The following is an 18,158-nucleotide window of genomic DNA, read 5'->3' as shown; positions in this document are numbered from 1 at the left end:
CTTCACATCGACCGCATTGGCAGGCGCCAGGCCACCTTTCACGGTGGGTTTGGTCACCTTCGCCTGGCTCCTGGCCAATGCGGTCCTGAGGACAATCCATGTACCAGTCACCAGAGCCATCTGGCGTAGGCCACTGCCTGCGCTGCAAAAGCTGCATCGACGAATCTGAACAGGTCGGCGGTATCTGCTACGACTGCCAGCCTGCCGAAGCCGGTGAGCAACCAGCTTTCCCGGTTGCGGCCAGCGAGTACGGCGGCCACGGCACCTGCTTCGGTGTGACCATTCGCGACTATTTCGCCACCAAGGCGTTGCAGGGTCTCATCTCAACCGCGGGCGCTCCGTGCCTGCTGGGCATGGGTGGGCGCGAGAACGAAACCGCAAGCACAGCTTACAAGCTGGCCGACGCCATGCTCGCCGCCCGGGTGAAGCCATGAGCGCCGCGCAGCTCACCTGCCCGCAGTGCGCCGACCCTACCGAGAACCTGCATGAAGGGTACTGCGCGGAATGCTGCGAGGAAAATCAGTCCTCTTTGGATGCTCACAACTTCCAGCACGATCGCTGGCAGCGCCTGAGCGATTCCGATCGCGCTGCCGAGATCAAGCAGCAGACCCGTTAACCCACCATCTGGAGGCGACCATGGGCGCACTTCGAGCAGCACAGTTTGAGTACGACAACCGGCAGCCGCCTCCAGTGATCGATGCGGCGGATGCGCGCTTGGCCTGGCAGGAAGAAGCCGGGGAGCGGCTGGCCCGGGGTAGCGACATCAAGGTGCAGCGCCGCCTGCGCGCACCGCGCATCGTCACCTTCGCTGAGTTCAAGACCCACATCCAGATGCTCCTGCTGAAGCGCTGGGAGGACGGCGAGGACAAAGGCGACTGGCTGGCCGAGATCGTCATCCAAGCGGCCTTTGGCGAGCCCTGCAGGACCACAGCAGCGAGCCTGCTGGGCGACGACAAGCCGGATCAGCGTCTCATCGATATTGCGGCAGAGTTCCTTGAACCGCTGGCCGATGACGCACTGATCGCCCAGCAAGAGGATGCCGAGCTATGAGCCCTCACATCCTGATCGACCAGGAACTGGATGCAATGGCGCATCCCGGAACGCCGCTCAGTTGGAGCGTCATGCTCCAGCGCCAGCTCACCGAAATGATGGCGGATCAGCGCATCACCATCGAAGAGTTCAACCACTACTGCGGGCGCCTCAACAAGATCGTTGATGGGCGCAAGGAGGTTGCATGACCACGCCAATCGTTCAAACGCTCATCGACGAGCAGATCGCCGAACTGCCCGAGGCTCAGGCCATGCCGGCCGACCGGGTGCTGATGCTGTTCAAGGGGTCTACGTTCGCCGCCGCGGTGAATGAGGCTGCGCTGGCCAGCATCGAGAACCCCCAGGCATGGAAATGCCGAGCCTGCATCTGCGGCGAGTGGACGGTCGGGTATGAGGTGCGGGCATGAGCTACTCACGGACCGACTACTACGCCGAAGGGCTTGCGGAGGCCTTTGAAGAGCACGGTGTTGCCGCGACGCCAGAGCAGATCCGTGCCATCGCAGAAGATGTGACTGGCTGGGCTGAGAACGTCGGCATGGCCTTCCACACCCCTGCAGGCGACCCACGCGATAGCGAGCTGGGTGATCTGCGCAAGCAACTGGAGCGGGAGCGCAATAAAGTCGCCTGCACGACGTGCAAAGGGTCAGGAACCCTTCACTTCTCAGGCCCCTATCACGGCTCTACGAGCAGCTGCCACAAGTGCAATGGCGCAGGTAGACACGACCCATGACCGGTTACCGGCGTGCACGCCGCTTCGCCAACTGGCGCGGCTCCTTCATCGCTCTCACCTTCTGCACCGGCTGGCTCCTCCTGAGCGCCCTGGCCGGCACCATCACTTCCTGAATTCACACCCGGCGCACGGCGGGCCCCATCGGGGATAACCGTACCCCTCCGGGAGCGTAAGCGGCGAGAGCGCGCAACCATCCACCGCAGCCAGGGCCTGGGTCAACCTCATGCCTGGGTGACCTGGCATTTCCCTATTCCAGCTGACGGCGCCGGCCTGGCGCGAGGTGCACCAATGTCCGCACAACAGCAACTGATCAAGATCGAAGAGATCAGCGAGGCGAACGCCCCGGCCATCTACGTGGCCGGCGGTCTGCAGCAATTCATTGACCTGGTGAAGGGGGAGGTGCTGGGCGAAGTGCCAGACCTGAAAACCCGCAAGGGCCGGGAGCGTATCGCCAGCCTGGCCGCCAAGGTCAGCAAGTCAAAGACCGCTGTCGAGAAGCCGGGTCGTGACTACCTGCGCCGCCTGAAAGAAATGCCGAAGGTGGTCGAAGCTGAGCTGCGCGAGTTCGTGACCAAAATGGACGCGCTGAGGGATGAGACCCGCCGCCCGCTCACCGAGTGGGAAGCCGCCGAGGATGCCCGGATCGACCGCCACAACGACGCCATCGACCACATGAAGGGGCTGTCCACCGAACTGGGCGCGCTGGATGCCGAGCAGCTGCAGGCTCGCATCACAGAGCTGTCCGCATTCCAGTTGGGCGAAGCTTGGGAGGAATTCGAAGCTGAGGCGGCCCGGGTCAAAGAGTCGTCTATGAGCGCCATCCAGGCAGCAATCACAGCCCGGCAGAAGTACGACACCGAGCAATCCGAACTGGCCCGCCTGCGCCGTGAAGCAGAAGAGCGCGCCGAGCAAGACCGCATCCGTCTGGCACAGGAAGCCGCCGTCGAGGCAGAGCGCGAGCGCGTGGCTCAGGCGCAGCAGGCCGAGCGTGAAGCCGCCGCCCGCCGCGAGCAGGAGCTGATCGACCAGGCCGCCGCACAAGAACGCGAAGCCGAGAACCAGCGCCTGCAACTCAAGCTGCAAGCTGAACAAGCCGAGCGCGCCCGGATTCAGGCAGAGGCCGACCGCGTTGCTACCGAGCAGCGGATGGAGCAGGAGCGCCAAGACGCCGCTCGACGGCAAGAGGAGGCAGCCGAGCAGGCGCGCCAGGAAGAACGCCGCCGCGCTGATGCCGCTGCCGCCGAGATCCTTCGCCAGCAAGAAGCCCGCGAGCGCGACCAAGCCCACAAGACCAAAGTCATGGGAGAAGCCAAAACCGCGTTGATGTCACTGAACATCACAGAGGAGCTGGCCAGGGCCATCGTGCTCAAGATCGCCCGCCGCGAAGTCCCAAACATCACCATCAACTTCTGAGGTCGCCATGAGCCAAGTAGCCAGGGTCGAAACCCACTCCCAGCCGCCGGCCGTAGCCGCCGAGTCTGTCACCGTCCTGCAGATCATCCAACAGGTTGCCATGTCCCCCAACGCTGACATCGACAAGATGGAGCGCTTGATGGTCATGCATCAGAACATCCAGGCCCTGCAGGCCAAGCAGCAGTACGACGAGGCCCTGGCCGCGATGCAGGAGGAACTGCCCGTCATCGGCGAGCGTGGGGGCATCAAGGACAAGGGCGGCCGCATCCAGAGCACCTACGCGCTCTGGGAGGACATCAACGAGATGATCAAGCCGGTGCTCGCCCGCCACGGCTTCGCCCTCTCCTTCCGCACACCACGCAACGAGCGCGGCATCGAGGTCGAAGGGGTGCTGAGCCACCGGGCCGGGCACCGCGAGACCACGTCGCTGGTCCTGCCAGCCGACACCAGCGGCAGCAAGAACAGCGTGCAGGCCGTCGCCTCCAGCGTGAGCTACGGCAAACGCTACACCGCCGGCGCCCTGCTCAACTTCACCACCACTGGCGAGGACGACGACGGCAACGGCGCCGTGATCACGCCTCGGGTTACCTCGGTGCAGGCCACCCAGCTGGCCATGCTGCTGGAGCGGTGCAGCGACAAGGCCAAGAAAGCGTTCGCCAGCATCCACGGCACACCGTCGGCCGTCGAGAAGGCCGCCTTCGACCAGGTGCTCGGCATGCTGAGCAAATCGGTGAAGCAACATGAGACAGCAGCCCAGGAGGCTCAAGATGCAGATCATCACTGATATCGAACAGGGCACACCTGAATGGCTTGCCCTTCGCCTAGGGATCATCACCTGCTCCGAGCTGGACTGCCTGTTGGTCGCCGGCAAGGGTGAAGCCGGCTTTGGCGTGGCCGCCTTCACCTACATGGACCAGTTGATCGGCGAGCGCATCACCGAGGAGGCTGCCGAGATCCCCTTCCAGACCAAGGCGACGATTCGCGGTCATGAACTAGAGGGGGTCGCGCGCGGGCTTTACGAGGACCGCGAGAGCATCAAGACGCGTTCGGTCGGAATCATCCTCAACCACGGCATCGGGTACTCGCCGGACGCTCTGGTCGGCGACCAGGGCCTGACCGAGATCAAGACCAAGCTCCCCAAGTTTCAGGTCAGCGTCATCTTGAACGGTGAAGTGCCCAAGGAACACGTCGCACAGTGCCAGGGTGGCTTGTGGGTTTCCGAGCGTGAGTGGCTGGACTTCATCAGCTACTGGCCGGGCATGCCGCTCTTCGTCAAGCGTGTGTACCGCGACGAAGTGATGATCCGCAAGCTCACCGAACGGGTGAAAACCTTCCACGAAATCCTCGACGAGCGCATGAACAAGGTGCTCGGCGCGGCCGCATAACCAAAGGAATCACGATGCCTACTCTTACCGATATCGGCCGCCTGGGCCGCGACGCTGAACTGCGCTATACACCTGATGGAAATGCCGTCGGCAACCTCGCCCTGGCCTGCGAGTACGGACGCAAAGTCCAAGACGGAAAGCGCCCCACCCAATGGGTCGATGCCACGCTATGGGGCAAGCAGGCTGAGGCCATGGCGCCATACCTGCTCAAGGGGCAGCAGTTGCACTTCACCATCGACGATGCCCATATCGAGACCTACACCAAGGGCGACAACTCGCAGGGCGTGAAGCTCACCGGGAAGGTGATCATCATCAAGTTCGCGGGCAACCCGCCACAGCAGGCGCAGGGTAACCAGTCTGCGCAACAGCCACGGCAACAGCAGCGCACCCAGCAACAACGGCCGGCGCCGCAGCAGAGCCAGCAAGGAACGAACGGTCCCGAATACGAAAGCTTCGACGACGACATCCCGTTCACCCCGCTCCATCACCTCGCAGGTGCATAGCCATGCCGCTCGCCACCATGCTCGACCTGGTCCAGCGCCGGAAGGAACTGGAGCAGAACCTGCAGTTGCTGTTCAACCGTAGCTGCCAGTGGAGCCGCGCCGAACGTGTGCGCGGTGCTGCCACCATCGAGAACCTGACCCAGCAGCTGTTCGAGATCACCGAGCAGATCGACTCGGTGCGCGCGGCATGAGGCGGATCAACTCCCTGGTCCGCCAGCGCCGGCGGCAAGAACAGTTCCACCTGCCGCCCAGCGGCCTAACGGAGCACAGACATGCAGAAAGCACCCTCTGGAGTCGTAACCCTGCCGGCCTGGATGAATCGGCCGGTCAAGAAGCTGTACAACACCCGCAGCGGCGGACAGTACCGGCCTGACGATGTGGCCCTGGCCTTTGCGCTGAGCCTGCGCGAGCACGACAGCGCCGACCACCTGCGCAGGCTGGCACGGCGCCTGGTCGACAAAGTCTGCCTGGAGCACCAGCCAAACATGAAGCGCCTGGCCCGCGAGCCGGACGACGCCAAGGTGTTCGACGCCGCGCTCAAGATCATCAACCGGGTGTGCGATCTGCTCGACATCGGGCCGGGCGCCACCTTCGTGCGCAATGGAGGCGATGATGGCTCTGACGCAGCAGCAGCGTGACGAGAAGCGCCGCGCCAAGGCCGAGCGCCTGCAGGAAGAAGACCTGCGCTTGAAGGTTCGCCCAGGGACTAAACAGGCCCTGCTTGAACTGATGGAGTGGGCCGGAATCGAGGAACAGGGCGAGGCGATGACGCTTATGGTTCATCACGTCGAAGCGCTCGGGCATCACGCGCTGTTCAGGATCGCGCGCCACGAAATCGAAGGTCACCGCAATGTGGCGCGCAATGAGCCGCTGAGGCTGTCGGCCAGGAAGCGGACTGGCCAGCACCTGCGGGCGATCTGCGGGTGGGCTGACGCCACGTACAGCCAAATGGTCGAGGCGCTGATCCATGGCATCCATGCACTTGGCAGGCTGCACGCGGAGAAGTTTCTAACGCCGCCGAAGCACGAAGTCAGCATATCGCCCCGCCTGGCCCTGGCCTTCGACCGGAAGAGCATGCTGATGATTCAGCAGGACCCGGGCGACGAGGTGATCGCTCCGGCTTGAAATTTATTCCTTGCCGGCCAGGTCGTCCGCCTCCTTGACTGCTCTTTCCAAAGTATGAAGCCACGTCGGATCCGATTTAGGGCCGACTACGTGATACCCCTGGACCTCCGTTTTGTTGTTAAGGAAGGTTTCGACCACTTCGTAAACCTTGTAGTCACCAGCCTTGTGAACAACGTTTCCGCGATTTGCCATCTAGATCTCCACACCCAGCCCCATGCCGGTGTCTCTTGATACCCCGAAAGGCGTGACCAAAAAAAGCCTTTTTAGAAGTTTTCACGCCCCGCGCTGCCCGCCAGCGCCTTCCCCTATTCAACGATAACGCCTCCCCGGCGAGGATCGCCCATGTCTGCATTTCAGAAAAAGAACGCTCTCGACTTCAAAACCCAGTACGGCCTTGGCTTCGATCCGCAAGACGACGAGATCGTGGTCGACTTCTTCTGCGGTGGCGGCGGCGCCGGTACCGGGCTGGAGATGGGCCTGGGCCGGCCAGTCACCGTGGCCAAGAACCACAGCCCGGCGGCCATCAGCATGCACACTGCCAACCATCCGGCGGCGCGCCACTTCACCACCGACGTCTTCGATGGTGACCCGGATGAGGAATGCCAGGGCCGGCCGGTTGGGTGGTTCCACATGAGCCCGGACTGCACCCACCACAGCCAGGCTGCCGGCGGACAGCCGCGCAAGCGCGAGATCCGCAACCTGTCATGGATCGGCCTGAAGTGGGCGGGCAAGAAAAAGCCTCGCGTGATCAGCCTCGAGAACGTGAAGCAGATCCTGCAATGGGGCCCGCTGATCGCAAAGCGCGACAAGGCCACCGGCCGGGTGATGAAACTGGATGGCACCGTGGCTGCCACGGGCGAGCGCGTGCCGGTGCACCAGCAGTTCCTGGTACCGAACCCGAAACGCCGCGGCATCACCTGGCGCCGCTTTGTGCACCTGCTGGAAGGAATGGGCTACCAGGTGGGATGGCGAATCATCAAGGCTTGCGACTTCGGCGCGCCAACCAGCCGGGAGCGACTGTTTATGATCGCCCGCTGCGACGGCCAGCCCATCGTATGGCCGGAGCCGACCCACGCCAAAAACCCAGCCAAGGGCCAGCAGAAGTGGCGCACCGCCGCCGACTGCATCGACTGGAGCGTGCCGAGCAAGAGCATTTTCGGCCGCAAGAAGGACTTGGCCCCCGCCACGCTGCGCCGGGTCGCTAAGGGCATGAAGAAGTTCGTGCTGGACAACCCGCAGCCCTTCATCGTGCCGATTGCGAACTGGTCTGGGGAGCTGGCCCAGTCGGCAAATGAGCCGCTGCGCACTGTGACTTCCTGGCCGCGGGGCGGGTCCTTCGCCGTGGCAAGCCCGGTAATGATTGGGGCCGGCGGCCCGATCTATGCGGGTAAGCCGGTGCCTGCCGATCAACCCATGGGCACCCTTATGACCCAGAGCCACCGGGCGCTGGTGACAGCCTTCATTGAGCAAGCCAACGGCGGGTTCAACACCACTCCAGCGAAGGGCGCCGACGAGCCATTGACCACGGTTACCAACACCGGCAGCCAGCAGCGCCTCGTGACCGCCAGCCTGGCCACGCTCCGCCGCAACTGCGTAGGCCGTCCCGTAGATGACCTAGTGCCGACAATGACCGCCGGCGCCGAGCACCACGCCCTGGTCGAATACACGCTCTCGCCAGAGCACGAAGCTGGGGCGCTGCGCGTAGCGGCCTTCTTGGTCAGCTACTACGGCACCGAGAACACCAGCGCGGCAGACGCGCCAGCGCCGACGGTCACCACCAAGGACCGCCTGGGCCTGGTCACGGTGTTCGTGAAGGGTACGCCTTACGTGATCGTCGACATCTGCCTGCGCATGCTGCAGCCGCACGAGCTCTACCGCGCCCAGGGCTTCCCGGCCAGCTACATCATCGACAAGGGTGCCGACGGCAAGCCTTTCACCAAGACCGAGCAGGTGCACATGTGCGGAAATAGCGTCAGCCCGCCTCCGATGGCGGCTCTGGCCCGCGCCAACGACCCTTGGCGTACAACCGAAAGGCTTGCCTCAGCTGCATAGCAGGGTCTTTACCAGCGCCCAAGCCCAGGCCACCAGATCCAGGATGCCCTGGGCTATTAGCTCAACGATCACCTCTTCTATCACTCGCTTCTTCATCTCGGTGCAGCTCCTCTGTATTTGAGGAAATTCTGCAAGCCGGTGAAAAGCTCGTCCTCTTGGGTTTTTTCCAAGAGCGGGCGCCGGCGCCGCGCGGCGAATCAACTCCCATCACCAGTTTTACGAGGCGCCCCATGCCCACAGAAAACCGCCCCAGCAACACCGAACAGATGGTCAGCGTGCCGCGCAGCCTCCTTGAGGAAGCGTGCAACGGACTTCGAATCACCCAAGAACGAGCGCGGAAGGAGCTGCGCGCCCTTCTCGCCCAGCCGCCCGCCCAGTACCAGGGCGAGCCGGCCTGGTACATGATCGAAAATGGCCTTAGCGCAGTGCATGCGAAAGATAAAGCCAAAAGCGAACGGCAGGGATTCGACATGAGGGCTTACTGTGTGCCCCTGTACCGCCATCCACCAACCTCCGCCGACGCTGGCGAGCTGGAGCGCCTGCGCGCTGCGTTGAAGTTCTACGCCGACCGCGAGCACTACCACTTCGAAAGCGGCAACTGGGACACGGTGAGCGGCGAGCCCCTGAACATCCTGTGGTGCGGCGACGATCCGGACTTCATTGAAGACGGATCTGTTGCCCGCGCCGCCCTATCCACCAGCGCAGACCCGAGCAACGACCTGTGCGCAGAAGGTGCCCATGAGTTCGTGCCGTTTCGCAGCAAGTGCGTGAAGTGCGACGAGCCGTACAGCGCAGAGCCAAGCGCACGAGAGGCGCAGACCCTGAAAGACGAGAGTCGTTTGGGCATCGAACGCCTGCCAGCAGAACCCAGCGCGCCGAATGAGCTGGAGGGAGTCGAAGACCTGGCGCGCAGGATCGCCGCGAGGGTAAAAGCCCGCGCCGCCCTGGAGCGCAAGCCATAGCAGGAGAACATTTGTACTCCACCCGACGAAGCGCCATCGACGACCGCGCGAAGCGGGCACAAAATACTGTTTATTTGAACAGTACTCTCTATGCACTTCCTCATCGTTCCAATGCGCGTGCGCGGCGTGCCCCGCAGCAAGAAAGAGATCAACACCGCCGTGCCGATCCGCGGCGACGTGCACCTGTGCGTCGATGCGTTCTCACCCATGGGCCGGCCTTCCAGCTCTGCGTCGATCCTGAAGATTCACCCGGGGGAGCCGCTTCTGCCGCCGCTGTATGAGGCGGTGATGACCGGCATGTCCACCATGGGCGCCACATTCACCGGCATCGAGTTCATCGACGGAGTGGCCTACGCGCAGTCCTGGTGGGTTCGCGTTCCGTAGCAACACCCCTACCCCTCTCCCCTCTATTCACTGCCGCGATATGGCGGCCAAGGAATCCCCGTGCGCGAAGAAAAAGTCGTGATGTACGAATCCCCCGAAGCCGCCAGCCTCCAGACCGTTACCGGCTGGGTCGACCCGTCCGGCCGGTTCTGGGGTAAGGACGAGCACATGGCCCGCTATTGCGGGTCGACCCACCGCCACTGCGCGAAGAACCCGGCACATCCCATCCATGCCACCAATGGATGGTGCGCGACATGCCATGCAGAGAGCCGGGCAGCAAAGTTCGAAGCCATGCCAAAGCGTGTATGGGCCGGCGAGGCAATCACCGAATACGACGGCGACCGGTACTTCTTCGACGAGGAAGACCTGCGGGACTACCTGCTCGATCATGATCTCGACCCGCTCGACCTGAAGCTGGTCTTCTGCACCCCGAACTACCCCAGCGAGATCGATCCCGCCGACCACTTTTGCGACGACCTGCCGGAAGACGGCGAGATCAACGACGACCAGCTGCTCGCGGCATTCGAATTGCTCAACGAGATGATTCGCAAGTGCCCGCCATTGTCCTGGTCGCCGGGCTATGAGGCGGTTGAGCTGCCTCAGGCATTCCTGGATATGGTCGCGCATGAACGCTTGGAGGCCCAGGCATGACCCGCCTCGCCCTCTGCCTCCTGCTGCTGGCCACCGGCGCCAGCGCAGCAACACCCGATGCAGAAATTCGCCGGATTGAGCGTGAAGACATGAGCTTTGGCGATGGCGTGACCGTCATTCACGACGATCGTCGCGAGGTTACGTGCTGGGTAGCAAGTAGCTGGTACGGGAAAGGCATCAGCTGCATCCCCGACAGCCAGCTGCAGGCCGGAAACGAACGCCAGCTCTCCCCGCACGAAACCCAACCCGAACCTACACCCGCACTGGCGCCTGGGCGCTGGATTGATGAGAGGTATGAGCTGTGATCGACAAGGAAAGGCTGAAGGCATTGGCCCTGTTGGCGACCAAATCAAAGTGGACCACTGATGACCTCAACGAGGTCATGAGCGCCGAAAGCGACCAGCTCAATGGTGGCTACATCATCGCCGATTGCCAAGGGCCTGATCGCTGGAGAAACGCGGAATTCATCGCAGCTGCCAGCCCTGCCCGGGTTCTAGCTCTGCTCGCGGAGATCGAGCGGCTGGAGAGCTTGAAGCCTGAATGGCCACCGCGTCCGCCTGATGGCGAGGGCTTGCCACGCTATGGCCTGCGCTGGAATGGCCCGCAGCAGCCGCTGGCCGTGCCTATGACGGATGGCTATTGGACCCCTTGGCATCTGGCCGAACAGCTGCGCAAGGATCGCGATGCCCTTCTCGAAGCTGGAGGCCACCTCCTATGATCCTGCCCCTGATGTACATGGCCTACCTGATCTACAGGGGGCCGCGATGAAGCTGCTCTACCGTATCAATCGCTGGCTCCCATTCGGTGGCCTGCCGATCGCCAAGATCCAGCATGGCCGCAACACCTGCACCTTGTACAAAAACGGCTGGGTACTCATCAGCGACGGAAAGAGCACCGACGCTCTCCCGATAAGCTTCACCAGCCAGGCCCTGGTCGACGCGTTCGCCGCCGAACTCGCCTAACCCCTCCCCCAACAACTCAACTCAAGCCCGCCGACATGCGCGGGCGAGGAGCAACCATGTCTGATTTTCAGACCACGACCGAACCCGTGGCCCGGAAGCGCCATACCTGCTGTGAATGCCGCGGGCACATCGATCCCGGGCAACGGTACCAGCTGGTGGCTGGCAGCTGGGAAGGCTCGATGGAAAGCTTCAAGACCTGCCTACCGTGCGTGCAGGCCCGCGACTGGGCGACAGCCCAACCTGAGTGGATGGGTGACGGAGAGCACCTGTACTACTTCGGCATGCTGGAAGAGGACTTGGCCAACCTGGCTCCGGAGGTTTCACCAGGTGACGGCCGCCGTTTCCGAGCCTATCGGCTGCAGGTGCAAATCTGCCGCCGCCGTGACGCTGTGCACTCACAGAAAGCAGCTTGACCACCAACCTGCCGCCACCGGCGGCGTGGAGACCATCCCATGGCGAACGCCAGCGCGGCACCTGCCGCACGCATTCTGCCGCGCATTATCCGCGCCGGCGAAGCCCCGCAGTACCTCGGCATGTGCCGGGCTGAATTTAACAAGACCGTCAGGCCGTATGTGAGCGAATTCCCAATCGGGGAGCGCGGCATCGGCTTTGACCGGGAAGAACTTGATGTCTGGGTGAACGACTACATCCAGGCAATGGCAATTGCGAAAGAAGGCGCTCAGCGACGACAATCACCCGGCAGCGAGCGCCCATCAGGAGATAAGGGATGGCGCGAAAGACAATCACAGGCCTTTCCCAAAGGAACGGCATCTGGCACATCGACAAGAAGATCAACGGAGAGAGACTTTACGAAAGCACTGGAGTTGGTGACCGGGCGGAAGCAGAAAAGTACCTGATTCACCGCCTGGAGCAGATCCGCCAGCGCAAGGTGTATGGCATCCGGCAGATGCGGACGTTCCGCGAGGCGGCCACCAGGTACTTGCTCGAGCACAAGGATCAGCCGTCGATCAAACTTACGGCTTTGTGCTTGCAGCAACTGGACCCATACCTGGGCGACCTGCCACTGACCCACATCGACGACCAGGCGCTGGCCCCGTTCATTCGGGACCGGCAGACGGACGAAGACTTGCCGGATGGGAAGGTGAGGAAGGCAGTCAGCAACAGAACGGTCAACATCGCGATCGAGCGTGTGATTCGCGTTCTATCGCTGGCTTGCCGGAAGTGGCGGGATGAAGAGCGCAGACCCTGGCTCGACAGCATTCCGCTGCTGGCCAAGCTGGAGGAGAAGAGAGCCAGTCGAAAGCCCTACCCGATGTCGTGGGACGAGCAGTCGATTCTCTTCGGAGAATTGCCGGACCACTTGCAGCGAATGGCCCTGTTCAAGGTGAACACGGGCTGCCGCGAGCAGGAGGTCTGCAAATTGAGGTGGGACTGGGAAATCTCGGTACCCGAGCTGGGCACCAGCGTTTTTCTGATACCTGCCGACTTCGGCGGCCGGCACGAGAACTCAGGCGTGAAGAATCGGGACGAGCGCCTGGTGGTGCTGAACACCGTGGCCAAATCGATCATCGACGGGCAGCGCGGAATCAGCCGGGAGTGGGTGTTCCCCTACAACGGCATCGGGATGCACAGGATGAACGACTCGGCCTGGAAAAAAGCGAGGGTGCGCGCGGCAAAGCTCTGGCAGGAGCAACACTTGCGGCCGGCACACCCCGGGTTCGCTTCTATCAGGGTTCACGACTTGAAGCACACTTTCGGCAGGCGCCTGAAAGCAGCGGGTGTAACAGAGGAAGATCGGAAGTCGCTACTTGGCCACAAGAACGGAAGCGTGACCAGTCACTATTCTGGCGCGGAGCTGGGACAGTTGATAGAGGCGGCAAACAAAGTTTCAGCGACGGACTCGCGTGGGCCGGTGCTGACAATTTTGAAGAGGAGACAGGCGTAACAACCTGAGAAGTCACGCAAAAGTCACGCACATGAAAAAGGCCATCCCTTTCGGAAATGGCCTAAGTCATTGAAATATATGGTCGGGACGGAGTGATTCGAACACTCGACCCCTTGCACCCCATGCAAGTGCGCTACCGGGCTGCGCTACGCCCCGACTGGGCTTGAAGCATGTTCCCCTTGTTGCTGAGAACGATGAAGAATTTACCTTAACCTTTTGAATTATGGAAGCTTTTTTTCCAAAATTCCTGAAACGGCTTCGGTCACTTCTTCAACACCACCAGCACATCCTCCAATTCGACAATCATCTGCCGAATCATCTGTTTGTACTGGGTCGTATCATCCTTGGCTTCATCCCCCGAAAGGCGCAACCGCGCACCGCCGATGGTGAAGCCCTGGTCATACAACAGCGCCCGGATCTGCCGGATCATCAGCACGTCCTGGCGCTGATAATACCGGCGGTTACCGCGGCGCTTCACCGGGTTAAGCTGGGGAAACTCCTGCTCCCAGTAACGGAGCACATGCGGTTTTACCGCACAAAGCTCGCTCACTTCACCAATGGTGAAGTAGCGTTTGCCTGGAATCGGCGGAAGCTCGTCGTTATGACTTGGTTCCAGCATAGGCCTCAACTCGGGCTTTCAACTTCTGCCCTGGACGAAAGGTGACGACTCGACGCGCCGTGATCGGGATCTCTTCACCCGTTTTCGGGTTGCGGCCCGGGCGCTGGCGCTTGTCACGCAAGTCAAAGTTGCCGAAACCCGACAATTTGACCTGCTCGTTGTCTTCAAGAGCGTGCCTGATCTCTTCAAAAAACAGCTCGACCAATTCCTTGGCCTCGCGCTTGTTCAGGCCCAGCTCCTCGTACAGCCGTTCGGCCATCTCAGCTTTCGTCAGAGCACCCATACGCTATTTCCTTAACGTGGTGTTCAACCTTTGTTCAAGCGAGGTGAGAATGTTTTGCGTGGTGGCGTTCACCTCATCGTCGTTAAGAGTGCGCGATGGATGCTGCCAGGTCAAGCCGACGGCCAGGCTTTTTCTATCAGGATCAATACCTTTACCCTGATACACATCAAACAGCCTGAGGTCGGTGAGCCACTCGCCGGCGTTTTCACGGATTACATCCAGCACCGCGCTGGCCGCCACATCACGCCCTGCGATCAACGCCAGGTCACGGCGTACTTCGGGGAAGCGCGACAGTTCGTGGAACTTCGGCAGGCGCCCTTCCACTACATCCGCCAGCACCAGCTCGAACACATACACGGTGCGATCCAGGCCCAGGGTCTTGACCAGCTCGGGGTGCAAGGCGCCCAGGTAGCCGACTTCGACGCCGCCACGCTCGATGCGCGCGGTCTGGCCTGGGTGCAGCGCCGGGTGTTTGCCGGGCACGAAGGTGAAGTCGTCGAGCGAACCGGAGAAGCCCAGTACCGCTTCAACGTCGGCCTTCACATCGAAGAAGTCGATGGTGTCGCGGCCGTTGGCCCAGCCTTCCGGCAGGCGGCTGCCGCAGACCACACCAGCCAGCATCGGCTGTTGCTTGAGGTCGCCCAGCTGGCCGACGAAGCGCTGGCCGCTCTCGAACAGGCGCACGCGGTCTTGCTGGCGGTTGAGGTTGTGCTGCAGTGCCTTGACCAGGCCCGGCCACAGGCTGACACGCATGGCCGCCATGTCGCTGGAAATCGGGTTGGCCAGCAGCAGCGGCTCTACGCCAGGGTTGAACAGCTCGAACTGCTTGGGGTCGATGAAGCTGTAGGTGATCGCTTCCTGGTAGCCACGGGCAACCAGCAGGCGACGCAGCGCAGGCAGTTCGCCACGCACTTCAGACCTGGCCTGCGGGGCCAGGCGCGCTTGCGGGTAACGGACCGGCAGGCGGTTGTAGCCGTACAGACGGGCCAGCTCTTCGATCAGGTCCACTTCCAGGCTGATGTCGAAGCGATGGCTGGGCACTTCGACCTGCCACTGCCCGGCCTCACCGCTGGTTTTCAGGCCCAGGCCGTTGAGCAGTTGCTCGACTTCGGCGCTGTCCATCTCCATGCCCAGCATCTGGGTGATGCGCTCGGCACGCAGGGTGACCGGGGCGATGTTGGGCAGGTGCTCTGGGCTGACGGTCTCGATGATCGGGCCGGCTTCGCCGCCTACGATATCCAGCAGCAGGCCAGTGGCGCGCTCCATGGCTTCGCGGGCCAGTTGCGAGTCGACGCCACGCTCGTAGCGGTGCGAGGCATCGGTGTGCAGGCCGTAGGAACGGGCCTTGCCAGCCACCGAGATCGGCTCGAAGAAGGCGCTTTCAAGGAAGATATCCTTGGTGGTGGCCGCAACGCCGCTGTGCTCGCCACCCATCACGCCGGCAATAGCCAGGGCGCGATCGTGGTCGGCGATGACCAGCGTGTCGGCACGCAGGGCAACTTCCTGGCCGTCGAGCAGGACGAGCTTCTCGCCCTCCTCGGCCATGCGCACCCGGATGCCACCGTTGATTTCAGCCAGGTCGAAGGCGTGCAGCGGCTGGCCCAGCTCGATCATCACGTAGTTGGTGATGTCGACGGCAGCATCGATGCTGCGCACGTCACTGCGGCGCAGACGCTCGACCATCCACAGCGGGGTCGGGCGTGACAGGTCGACGTTACGGATAACGCGGCCCAGGTAACGCGGGCACGCGGCCGGCGCCAGCACGTCTACCGGGCGCACGTCGTCGATGCCTGGCGCAATGGCCGGCACGGTCGGGCGGGTGACCGGGGCGCCGTACAGGGCGCCGACTTCACGGGCGAGGCCGGCCAGGGACAGGCAGTCGCCGCGGTTCGGGGTCAGGTCGACCTCGATGCTGGCATCGTCCAGGTCCAGATACACGCGGATGTCCTGGCCAACCGGGGCGTCTGCCGCCAGTTCCAGCAGGCCGTCGTTCTCTTCGCTGATCTGCAGTTCGGCAGCCGAGCACAGCATGCCGTTGGACTCGACGCCACGCAGCTTGGCCTTCTTGATCTTGAAGTCGCCTGGCAGTTCGGCGCCGATCATGGCGAACGGGATCTTCAGGCCAGGGCGCACATTAGGCGCGCCGCACACTACCTGGAAGGTCTCGCTGCCATTGCTGACCTGGCACACGCGCAGCTTGTCGGCGTCGGGGTGCTGCTCGGTGCTCAGCACCTCGCCCACCACGATGCCGCTGAATTGACCGGCGGCCGGGGTTACGCTGTCGACCTCAAGACCGGCCATGGACAGACGTGCCACCAGCTCGTCACGGGATACCTGCGGGTTGACCCAACCGCGCAGCCACTTTTCACTGAATTTCATCCTGCTCTCCTAAAGATTCGTTACGGGTGCGCGACCTAGCGAAATTGCGCAAGGAACCGCAAGTCGTTGTCGAAGAACAGGCGCAAATCGTTGACGCCGTAACGCAGCATGGCCAGGCGCTCGGCCCCCATGCCAAATGCGAAGCCCGAGAACTCTTCGGGGTCGATACCAGACATGCGCAGCACGTTCGGGTGCACCATGCCGCAGCCCATGACTTCGAGCCAACCGGTCTGCTTGCACACACGGCAGCCCTTGCCGCTGCACATCACGCACTGGATATCGACTTCAGCCGAAGGCTCGGTGAAGGGGAAGAACGACGGACGGAAACGTACCGCCAGCTCTTTTTCGAAGAACACGCGCAGGAATTCTTCGATGGTGCCTTTGAGGTCGGCAAAATTGATGTCGCGATCGATCAGCAGGCCTTCGACCTGGTGAAACATCGGCGAGTGGGTAATGTCCGAGTCGTTGCGGTACACGCGACCCGGGCAGACAATGCGAATCGGCGGCTGAGTGGACTCCATGGTCCGCACTTGCACCGGCGAGGTGTGGGTGCGCAGCAGCATGTTGGCATTGAAGTAGAAGGTGTCATGCATTGCCCGGGCCGGGTGGTGGCCGGGAATGTTGAGCGCTTCGAAGTTGTGGTAGTCGTCTTCGACTTCCGGGCCTTCGGCGATGCCGTAGCCGATATGGGTGAAGAACTGCTCGATGCGTTCGAGGGTACGGGTGACAGGGTGCAAACCACCGGAGGTCTGGCCACGGCCAGGCAAGGTGACGTCAATGCATTCGGCAGCCAGGCGAGCGCTGAGCTCGGCTTCTTCATAGGCGGCCTTGCGGGCGTTGAGCACCTCGGTCACGCGTTCCTTGGCTTCGTTGATCAGCGCGCCGACTTTGGGCCGCTCTTCAGCCGGCAGGTTGCCCAGGGTCTTCATCACCTGAGTCAGTTCGCCTTTCTTGCCAAGGAATTGAACCCGGATCTGCTCCAGGGCATTGATGTCTTCAGCGCGCTCCACAGCCTCGAGGGCTTGGGAGACCAACGCATCCAGGTTTTCCATGTACAGACTCCAGATACAAAATAGGGGAAGAGCTTACAGGCTCTTCCCCTATCTATGACGTTTAACATCCGCCGCCGACATCGACGGCGAATGATTGTCGTGGGTACTTAAGCCAGAACGGCTTTAGCCTTTTCGACAATCGCAGCAAACGCCGCTTTTTCGTTCACTGCCAGATCAGCCAGAACTTTGCGGTCGATTTCGATCGACGCTTTTTTCAGGCCAGCGATCAGGCGGCTGTAGGACAGACCGTTGACGCGAGCACCAGCGTTGATACGAGCGATCCACAGAGCGCGGAACTGACGTTTTTTCTGGCGACGGTCGCGGTAGGCGTATTGGCCTGCCTTGATGACCGCTTGCTTGGCAACACGGAATACGCGCGAGCGAGCGCCGTAGTAACCTTTAGCCAGTTTCAGAATTTTCTTGTGACGCTTACGAGCGATGACGCCACGCTTTACACGAGCCATGAGTAATTTCCTCTATCTATAACCAAAAATTAACGAAGGCGCAGCATGCGCTCGACTTTTGCAACGTCCGACGCGTGCAGCAGGCTGCTACCGCGAAGTTGACGCTTACGCTTGGTCGACATTTTGGTCAGGATGTGGCTCTTGAAAGCGTGTTTGTGCTTGATGCCGTTAGCCGTTTTCAAGAAACGCTTGGCTGCACCGCTTTTGGTTTTCATTTTTGGCATGTTCGGATACTCCGC

30 protein-coding genes and 1 tRNA gene are annotated in these 18,158 nt (G+C 62.0%); 23 read left to right on the top strand and 8 right to left on the bottom strand.

Going from position 1 to position 18,158, the window contains the following annotated elements; all coding sequences use genetic code 11:
• The first annotated feature begins 98 nt into the window (after nt 1-98).
• The 13 genes from B4I46_RS01260 (at nt 99) to B4I46_RS01200 (ending at nt 6,205) form a co-directional block, all read left to right on the top strand.
• On the top strand, nt 99-434 hold the full coding sequence (locus B4I46_RS01260; protein WP_286898187.1) for a hypothetical protein: 336 nt from the start codon (nt 99-101) through the stop codon (nt 432-434).
• Nucleotides 431-616 carry a hypothetical protein gene (locus B4I46_RS01255; RefSeq protein ID WP_286898184.1) on the top strand — a complete coding sequence of 62 codons (186 nt, stop codon included), beginning with the start codon at nt 431-433 and terminating at the stop codon, nt 614-616. Before B4I46_RS01260 ends, B4I46_RS01255 begins: the two co-directional genes overlap by 4 nt.
• A gap of 20 nt (nt 617-636) precedes the next feature.
• On the top strand, nt 637-1,050 hold the full coding sequence (locus B4I46_RS01250) for a hypothetical protein (protein ID WP_286898181.1): 414 nt from the start codon (nt 637-639) through the stop codon (nt 1,048-1,050).
• Complete coding sequence (locus B4I46_RS01245) at nt 1,047-1,238, top strand: hypothetical protein (protein WP_254506338.1); 192 nt, start codon at nt 1,047-1,049, stop codon at nt 1,236-1,238. The genes B4I46_RS01250 and B4I46_RS01245 overlap by 4 nt, the downstream gene beginning before the upstream one ends.
• A complete protein-coding gene (locus tag B4I46_RS01240; RefSeq protein WP_060537438.1) occupies nt 1,235-1,456 on the top strand; it encodes a hypothetical protein in 222 nt (73 codons plus the stop codon). The genes B4I46_RS01245 and B4I46_RS01240 overlap by 4 nt, the downstream gene beginning before the upstream one ends.
• Nucleotides 1,453-1,779: a hypothetical protein gene (locus B4I46_RS01235; RefSeq protein ID WP_286898176.1), complete on the top strand. Its 327-nt coding sequence runs from the start codon at nt 1,453-1,455 to the stop codon at nt 1,777-1,779. Before B4I46_RS01240 ends, B4I46_RS01235 begins: the two co-directional genes overlap by 4 nt.
• Before the next feature lie 288 nt (nt 1,780-2,067).
• Nucleotides 2,068-3,192, top strand: coding sequence for a hypothetical protein (locus B4I46_RS01230; protein WP_286898174.1), 1,125 nt, complete (start codon nt 2,068-2,070; stop codon nt 3,190-3,192).
• Between the two features lie 7 nt (nt 3,193-3,199).
• A complete protein-coding gene (locus tag B4I46_RS01225) occupies nt 3,200-3,976 on the top strand; it encodes an ERF family protein (protein ID WP_286898172.1) in 777 nt (258 codons plus the stop codon).
• Nucleotides 3,960-4,577: a lambda exonuclease family protein gene (locus B4I46_RS01220; RefSeq protein WP_282361282.1), complete on the top strand. Its 618-nt coding sequence runs from the start codon at nt 3,960-3,962 to the stop codon at nt 4,575-4,577. Before B4I46_RS01225 ends, B4I46_RS01220 begins: the two co-directional genes overlap by 17 nt.
• Nucleotides 4,578-4,591: 14 nt before the next feature.
• Nucleotides 4,592-5,080 carry a single-stranded DNA-binding protein gene (gene ssb / locus B4I46_RS01215; protein ID WP_286898168.1) on the top strand — a complete coding sequence of 163 codons (489 nt, stop codon included), beginning with the start codon at nt 4,592-4,594 and terminating at the stop codon, nt 5,078-5,080.
• 2 nt (nt 5,081-5,082) lie between these two features.
• Nucleotides 5,083-5,271, top strand: a complete 189-nt coding sequence (locus B4I46_RS01210) for a hypothetical protein (protein WP_286898166.1) — start codon at nt 5,083-5,085, stop codon at nt 5,269-5,271.
• 81 nt (nt 5,272-5,352) lie between these two features.
• Nucleotides 5,353-5,718, top strand: a complete 366-nt coding sequence (locus tag B4I46_RS01205; protein ID WP_019751313.1) for a hypothetical protein — start codon at nt 5,353-5,355, stop codon at nt 5,716-5,718.
• Nucleotides 5,693-6,205: a hypothetical protein gene (locus tag B4I46_RS01200; protein ID WP_286898160.1), complete on the top strand. Its 513-nt coding sequence runs from the start codon at nt 5,693-5,695 to the stop codon at nt 6,203-6,205. The genes B4I46_RS01205 and B4I46_RS01200 overlap by 26 nt, the downstream gene beginning before the upstream one ends.
• 3 nt (nt 6,206-6,208) lie before the next feature.
• On the opposite strand, the gene B4I46_RS01195 is transcribed toward B4I46_RS01200, so the two are convergent.
• On the bottom strand, nt 6,209-6,397 hold the full coding sequence (locus B4I46_RS01195) for a hypothetical protein (protein ID WP_286898157.1): 189 nt from the start codon (nt 6,395-6,397) through the stop codon (nt 6,209-6,211).
• Nucleotides 6,398-6,547: 150 nt separating this feature from the next.
• Here B4I46_RS01195 and B4I46_RS01190 point away from each other — a divergent pair, with 150 nt between their 5' ends.
• The 10 genes from B4I46_RS01190 to B4I46_RS01145 all read left to right on the top strand — a co-directional run bounded on the left by B4I46_RS01190 (nt 6,548) and on the right by B4I46_RS01145 (nt 13,122).
• Nucleotides 6,548-8,257: a DNA cytosine methyltransferase gene (locus B4I46_RS01190; protein WP_286898154.1), complete on the top strand. Its 1,710-nt coding sequence runs from the start codon at nt 6,548-6,550 to the stop codon at nt 8,255-8,257.
• A 230-nt stretch (nt 8,258-8,487) separates the two neighbouring features.
• Entirely contained in the window at nt 8,488-9,219 is a 732-nt protein-coding gene (locus B4I46_RS01185; RefSeq protein ID WP_286898153.1) for a hypothetical protein, read from the top strand.
• A gap of 90 nt (nt 9,220-9,309) precedes the next feature.
• Nucleotides 9,310-9,603, top strand: a complete 294-nt coding sequence (locus B4I46_RS01180) for a hypothetical protein (RefSeq protein WP_063611983.1) — start codon at nt 9,310-9,312, stop codon at nt 9,601-9,603.
• A 60-nt stretch (nt 9,604-9,663) separates the two neighbouring features.
• Nucleotides 9,664-10,254: a hypothetical protein gene (locus tag B4I46_RS01175; protein ID WP_286898150.1), complete on the top strand. Its 591-nt coding sequence runs from the start codon at nt 9,664-9,666 to the stop codon at nt 10,252-10,254.
• On the top strand, nt 10,251-10,559 hold the full coding sequence (locus tag B4I46_RS01170; protein WP_286898148.1) for a hypothetical protein: 309 nt from the start codon (nt 10,251-10,253) through the stop codon (nt 10,557-10,559). Before B4I46_RS01175 ends, B4I46_RS01170 begins: the two co-directional genes overlap by 4 nt.
• Nucleotides 10,556-10,972, top strand: a complete 417-nt coding sequence (locus B4I46_RS01165; protein WP_286898146.1) for a hypothetical protein — start codon at nt 10,556-10,558, stop codon at nt 10,970-10,972. The genes B4I46_RS01170 and B4I46_RS01165 overlap by 4 nt, the downstream gene beginning before the upstream one ends.
• A gap of 46 nt (nt 10,973-11,018) precedes the next feature.
• A complete protein-coding gene (locus B4I46_RS01160; protein WP_286898145.1) occupies nt 11,019-11,216 on the top strand; it encodes a hypothetical protein in 198 nt (65 codons plus the stop codon).
• 56 nt (nt 11,217-11,272) lie between these two features.
• The gene (locus B4I46_RS01155) at nt 11,273-11,629 is read left to right on the top strand and encodes a hypothetical protein (protein ID WP_286898143.1); all 357 of its coding nucleotides are present in this window, start codon (nt 11,273-11,275) and stop codon (nt 11,627-11,629) included.
• A gap of 39 nt (nt 11,630-11,668) precedes the next feature.
• Nucleotides 11,669-12,073 carry a hypothetical protein gene (locus tag B4I46_RS01150; RefSeq protein ID WP_286898141.1) on the top strand — a complete coding sequence of 135 codons (405 nt, stop codon included), beginning with the start codon at nt 11,669-11,671 and terminating at the stop codon, nt 12,071-12,073.
• A complete protein-coding gene (locus tag B4I46_RS01145) occupies nt 11,959-13,122 on the top strand; it encodes a tyrosine-type recombinase/integrase (protein ID WP_286898266.1) in 1,164 nt (387 codons plus the stop codon). Before B4I46_RS01150 ends, B4I46_RS01145 begins: the two co-directional genes overlap by 115 nt.
• A gap of 79 nt (nt 13,123-13,201) precedes the next feature.
• On the opposite strand, the gene B4I46_RS01140 is transcribed toward B4I46_RS01145, so the two are convergent.
• The 7 genes from B4I46_RS01140 to rpmI form a co-directional block, all read right to left on the bottom strand.
• A tRNA-Pro gene (locus tag B4I46_RS01140) sits at nt 13,202-13,278 on the bottom strand.
• 106 nt (nt 13,279-13,384) lie between these two features.
• On the bottom strand, nt 13,385-13,741 hold the full coding sequence (locus B4I46_RS01135; RefSeq protein ID WP_043860798.1) for a MerR family transcriptional regulator: 357 nt from the start codon (nt 13,739-13,741) through the stop codon (nt 13,385-13,387).
• Complete coding sequence (gene ihfA / locus B4I46_RS01130; protein ID WP_002553164.1) at nt 13,722-14,024, bottom strand: integration host factor subunit alpha; 303 nt, start codon at nt 14,022-14,024, stop codon at nt 13,722-13,724. The genes B4I46_RS01135 and ihfA overlap by 20 nt, the downstream gene beginning before the upstream one ends.
• Before the next feature lie 3 nt (nt 14,025-14,027).
• On the bottom strand, nt 14,028-16,403 hold the full coding sequence (gene pheT / locus B4I46_RS01125) for a phenylalanine--tRNA ligase subunit beta (RefSeq protein ID WP_054915261.1): 2,376 nt from the start codon (nt 16,401-16,403) through the stop codon (nt 14,028-14,030).
• A 35-nt stretch (nt 16,404-16,438) separates the two neighbouring features.
• Nucleotides 16,439-17,455, bottom strand: a complete 1,017-nt coding sequence (gene pheS, locus B4I46_RS01120; protein ID WP_054915262.1) for a phenylalanine--tRNA ligase subunit alpha — start codon at nt 17,453-17,455, stop codon at nt 16,439-16,441.
• Between the two features lie 107 nt (nt 17,456-17,562).
• Nucleotides 17,563-17,919: a 50S ribosomal protein L20 gene (gene rplT, locus B4I46_RS01115; RefSeq protein ID WP_043860801.1), complete on the bottom strand. Its 357-nt coding sequence runs from the start codon at nt 17,917-17,919 to the stop codon at nt 17,563-17,565.
• A gap of 29 nt (nt 17,920-17,948) precedes the next feature.
• Entirely contained in the window at nt 17,949-18,143 is a 195-nt protein-coding gene (rpmI, locus tag B4I46_RS01110) for a 50S ribosomal protein L35 (RefSeq protein WP_027620572.1), read from the bottom strand.
• Between the last annotated feature and the right edge of the window lie 15 nt (nt 18,144-18,158).

Source organism: Pseudomonas sp. UBA7500, from assembly GCF_002478435.1.
GTDB lineage: Bacteria > Pseudomonadota > Gammaproteobacteria > Pseudomonadales > Pseudomonadaceae > Aquipseudomonas > Aquipseudomonas palmensis.
Note: the sequence above shows the minus strand (reverse complement) of the source record. Positions and strands in the feature narration are given on the sequence as shown.

What these genes read in the sequence shown, in the direction of transcription:
- B4I46_RS01260 (WP_286898187.1), top strand. Translation starts at nt 99, where the DNA reads ATGTACCAGTCACCAGAGCCATCTGGCGTAGGCCACTGCCTGCGCTGC.
- B4I46_RS01255 (WP_286898184.1), top strand. Translation starts at nt 431, where the DNA reads ATGAGCGCCGCGCAGCTCACCTGCCCGCAGTGCGCCGACCCTACCGAG.
- B4I46_RS01250 (WP_286898181.1), top strand. Translation starts at nt 637, where the DNA reads ATGGGCGCACTTCGAGCAGCACAGTTTGAGTACGACAACCGGCAGCCG.
- B4I46_RS01245 (WP_254506338.1), top strand. Translation starts at nt 1,047, where the DNA reads ATGAGCCCTCACATCCTGATCGACCAGGAACTGGATGCAATGGCGCAT.
- B4I46_RS01240 (WP_060537438.1), top strand. Translation starts at nt 1,235, where the DNA reads ATGACCACGCCAATCGTTCAAACGCTCATCGACGAGCAGATCGCCGAA.
- B4I46_RS01235 (WP_286898176.1), top strand. Translation starts at nt 1,453, where the DNA reads ATGAGCTACTCACGGACCGACTACTACGCCGAAGGGCTTGCGGAGGCC.
- B4I46_RS01230 (WP_286898174.1), top strand. Translation starts at nt 2,068, where the DNA reads ATGTCCGCACAACAGCAACTGATCAAGATCGAAGAGATCAGCGAGGCG.
- B4I46_RS01225 (WP_286898172.1), top strand. Translation starts at nt 3,200, where the DNA reads ATGAGCCAAGTAGCCAGGGTCGAAACCCACTCCCAGCCGCCGGCCGTA.
- B4I46_RS01220 (WP_282361282.1), top strand. Translation starts at nt 3,960, where the DNA reads ATGCAGATCATCACTGATATCGAACAGGGCACACCTGAATGGCTTGCC.
- ssb (WP_286898168.1), top strand. Translation starts at nt 4,592, where the DNA reads ATGCCTACTCTTACCGATATCGGCCGCCTGGGCCGCGACGCTGAACTG.
- B4I46_RS01210 (WP_286898166.1), top strand. Translation starts at nt 5,083, where the DNA reads ATGCCGCTCGCCACCATGCTCGACCTGGTCCAGCGCCGGAAGGAACTG.
- B4I46_RS01205 (WP_019751313.1), top strand. Translation starts at nt 5,353, where the DNA reads ATGCAGAAAGCACCCTCTGGAGTCGTAACCCTGCCGGCCTGGATGAAT.
- B4I46_RS01200 (WP_286898160.1), top strand. Translation starts at nt 5,693, where the DNA reads ATGGCTCTGACGCAGCAGCAGCGTGACGAGAAGCGCCGCGCCAAGGCC.
- B4I46_RS01195 (WP_286898157.1), bottom strand. Translation starts at nt 6,397, where the DNA reads ATGGCAAATCGCGGAAACGTTGTTCACAAGGCTGGTGACTACAAGGTT.
- B4I46_RS01190 (WP_286898154.1), top strand. Translation starts at nt 6,548, where the DNA reads ATGTCTGCATTTCAGAAAAAGAACGCTCTCGACTTCAAAACCCAGTAC.
- B4I46_RS01185 (WP_286898153.1), top strand. Translation starts at nt 8,488, where the DNA reads ATGCCCACAGAAAACCGCCCCAGCAACACCGAACAGATGGTCAGCGTG.
- B4I46_RS01180 (WP_063611983.1), top strand. Translation starts at nt 9,310, where the DNA reads ATGCACTTCCTCATCGTTCCAATGCGCGTGCGCGGCGTGCCCCGCAGC.
- B4I46_RS01170 (WP_286898148.1), top strand. Translation starts at nt 10,251, where the DNA reads ATGACCCGCCTCGCCCTCTGCCTCCTGCTGCTGGCCACCGGCGCCAGC.
- B4I46_RS01160 (WP_286898145.1), top strand. Translation starts at nt 11,019, where the DNA reads ATGAAGCTGCTCTACCGTATCAATCGCTGGCTCCCATTCGGTGGCCTG.
- B4I46_RS01155 (WP_286898143.1), top strand. Translation starts at nt 11,273, where the DNA reads ATGTCTGATTTTCAGACCACGACCGAACCCGTGGCCCGGAAGCGCCAT.
- B4I46_RS01150 (WP_286898141.1), top strand. Translation starts at nt 11,669, where the DNA reads ATGGCGAACGCCAGCGCGGCACCTGCCGCACGCATTCTGCCGCGCATT.
- B4I46_RS01135 (WP_043860798.1), bottom strand. Translation starts at nt 13,741, where the DNA reads ATGCTGGAACCAAGTCATAACGACGAGCTTCCGCCGATTCCAGGCAAA.
- ihfA (WP_002553164.1), bottom strand. Translation starts at nt 14,024, where the DNA reads ATGGGTGCTCTGACGAAAGCTGAGATGGCCGAACGGCTGTACGAGGAG.
- pheT (WP_054915261.1), bottom strand. Translation starts at nt 16,403, where the DNA reads ATGAAATTCAGTGAAAAGTGGCTGCGCGGTTGGGTCAACCCGCAGGTA.
- pheS (WP_054915262.1), bottom strand. Translation starts at nt 17,455, where the DNA reads ATGGAAAACCTGGATGCGTTGGTCTCCCAAGCCCTCGAGGCTGTGGAG.
- rplT (WP_043860801.1), bottom strand. Translation starts at nt 17,919, where the DNA reads ATGGCTCGTGTAAAGCGTGGCGTCATCGCTCGTAAGCGTCACAAGAAA.
- rpmI (WP_027620572.1), bottom strand. Translation starts at nt 18,143, where the DNA reads ATGCCAAAAATGAAAACCAAAAGCGGTGCAGCCAAGCGTTTCTTGAAA.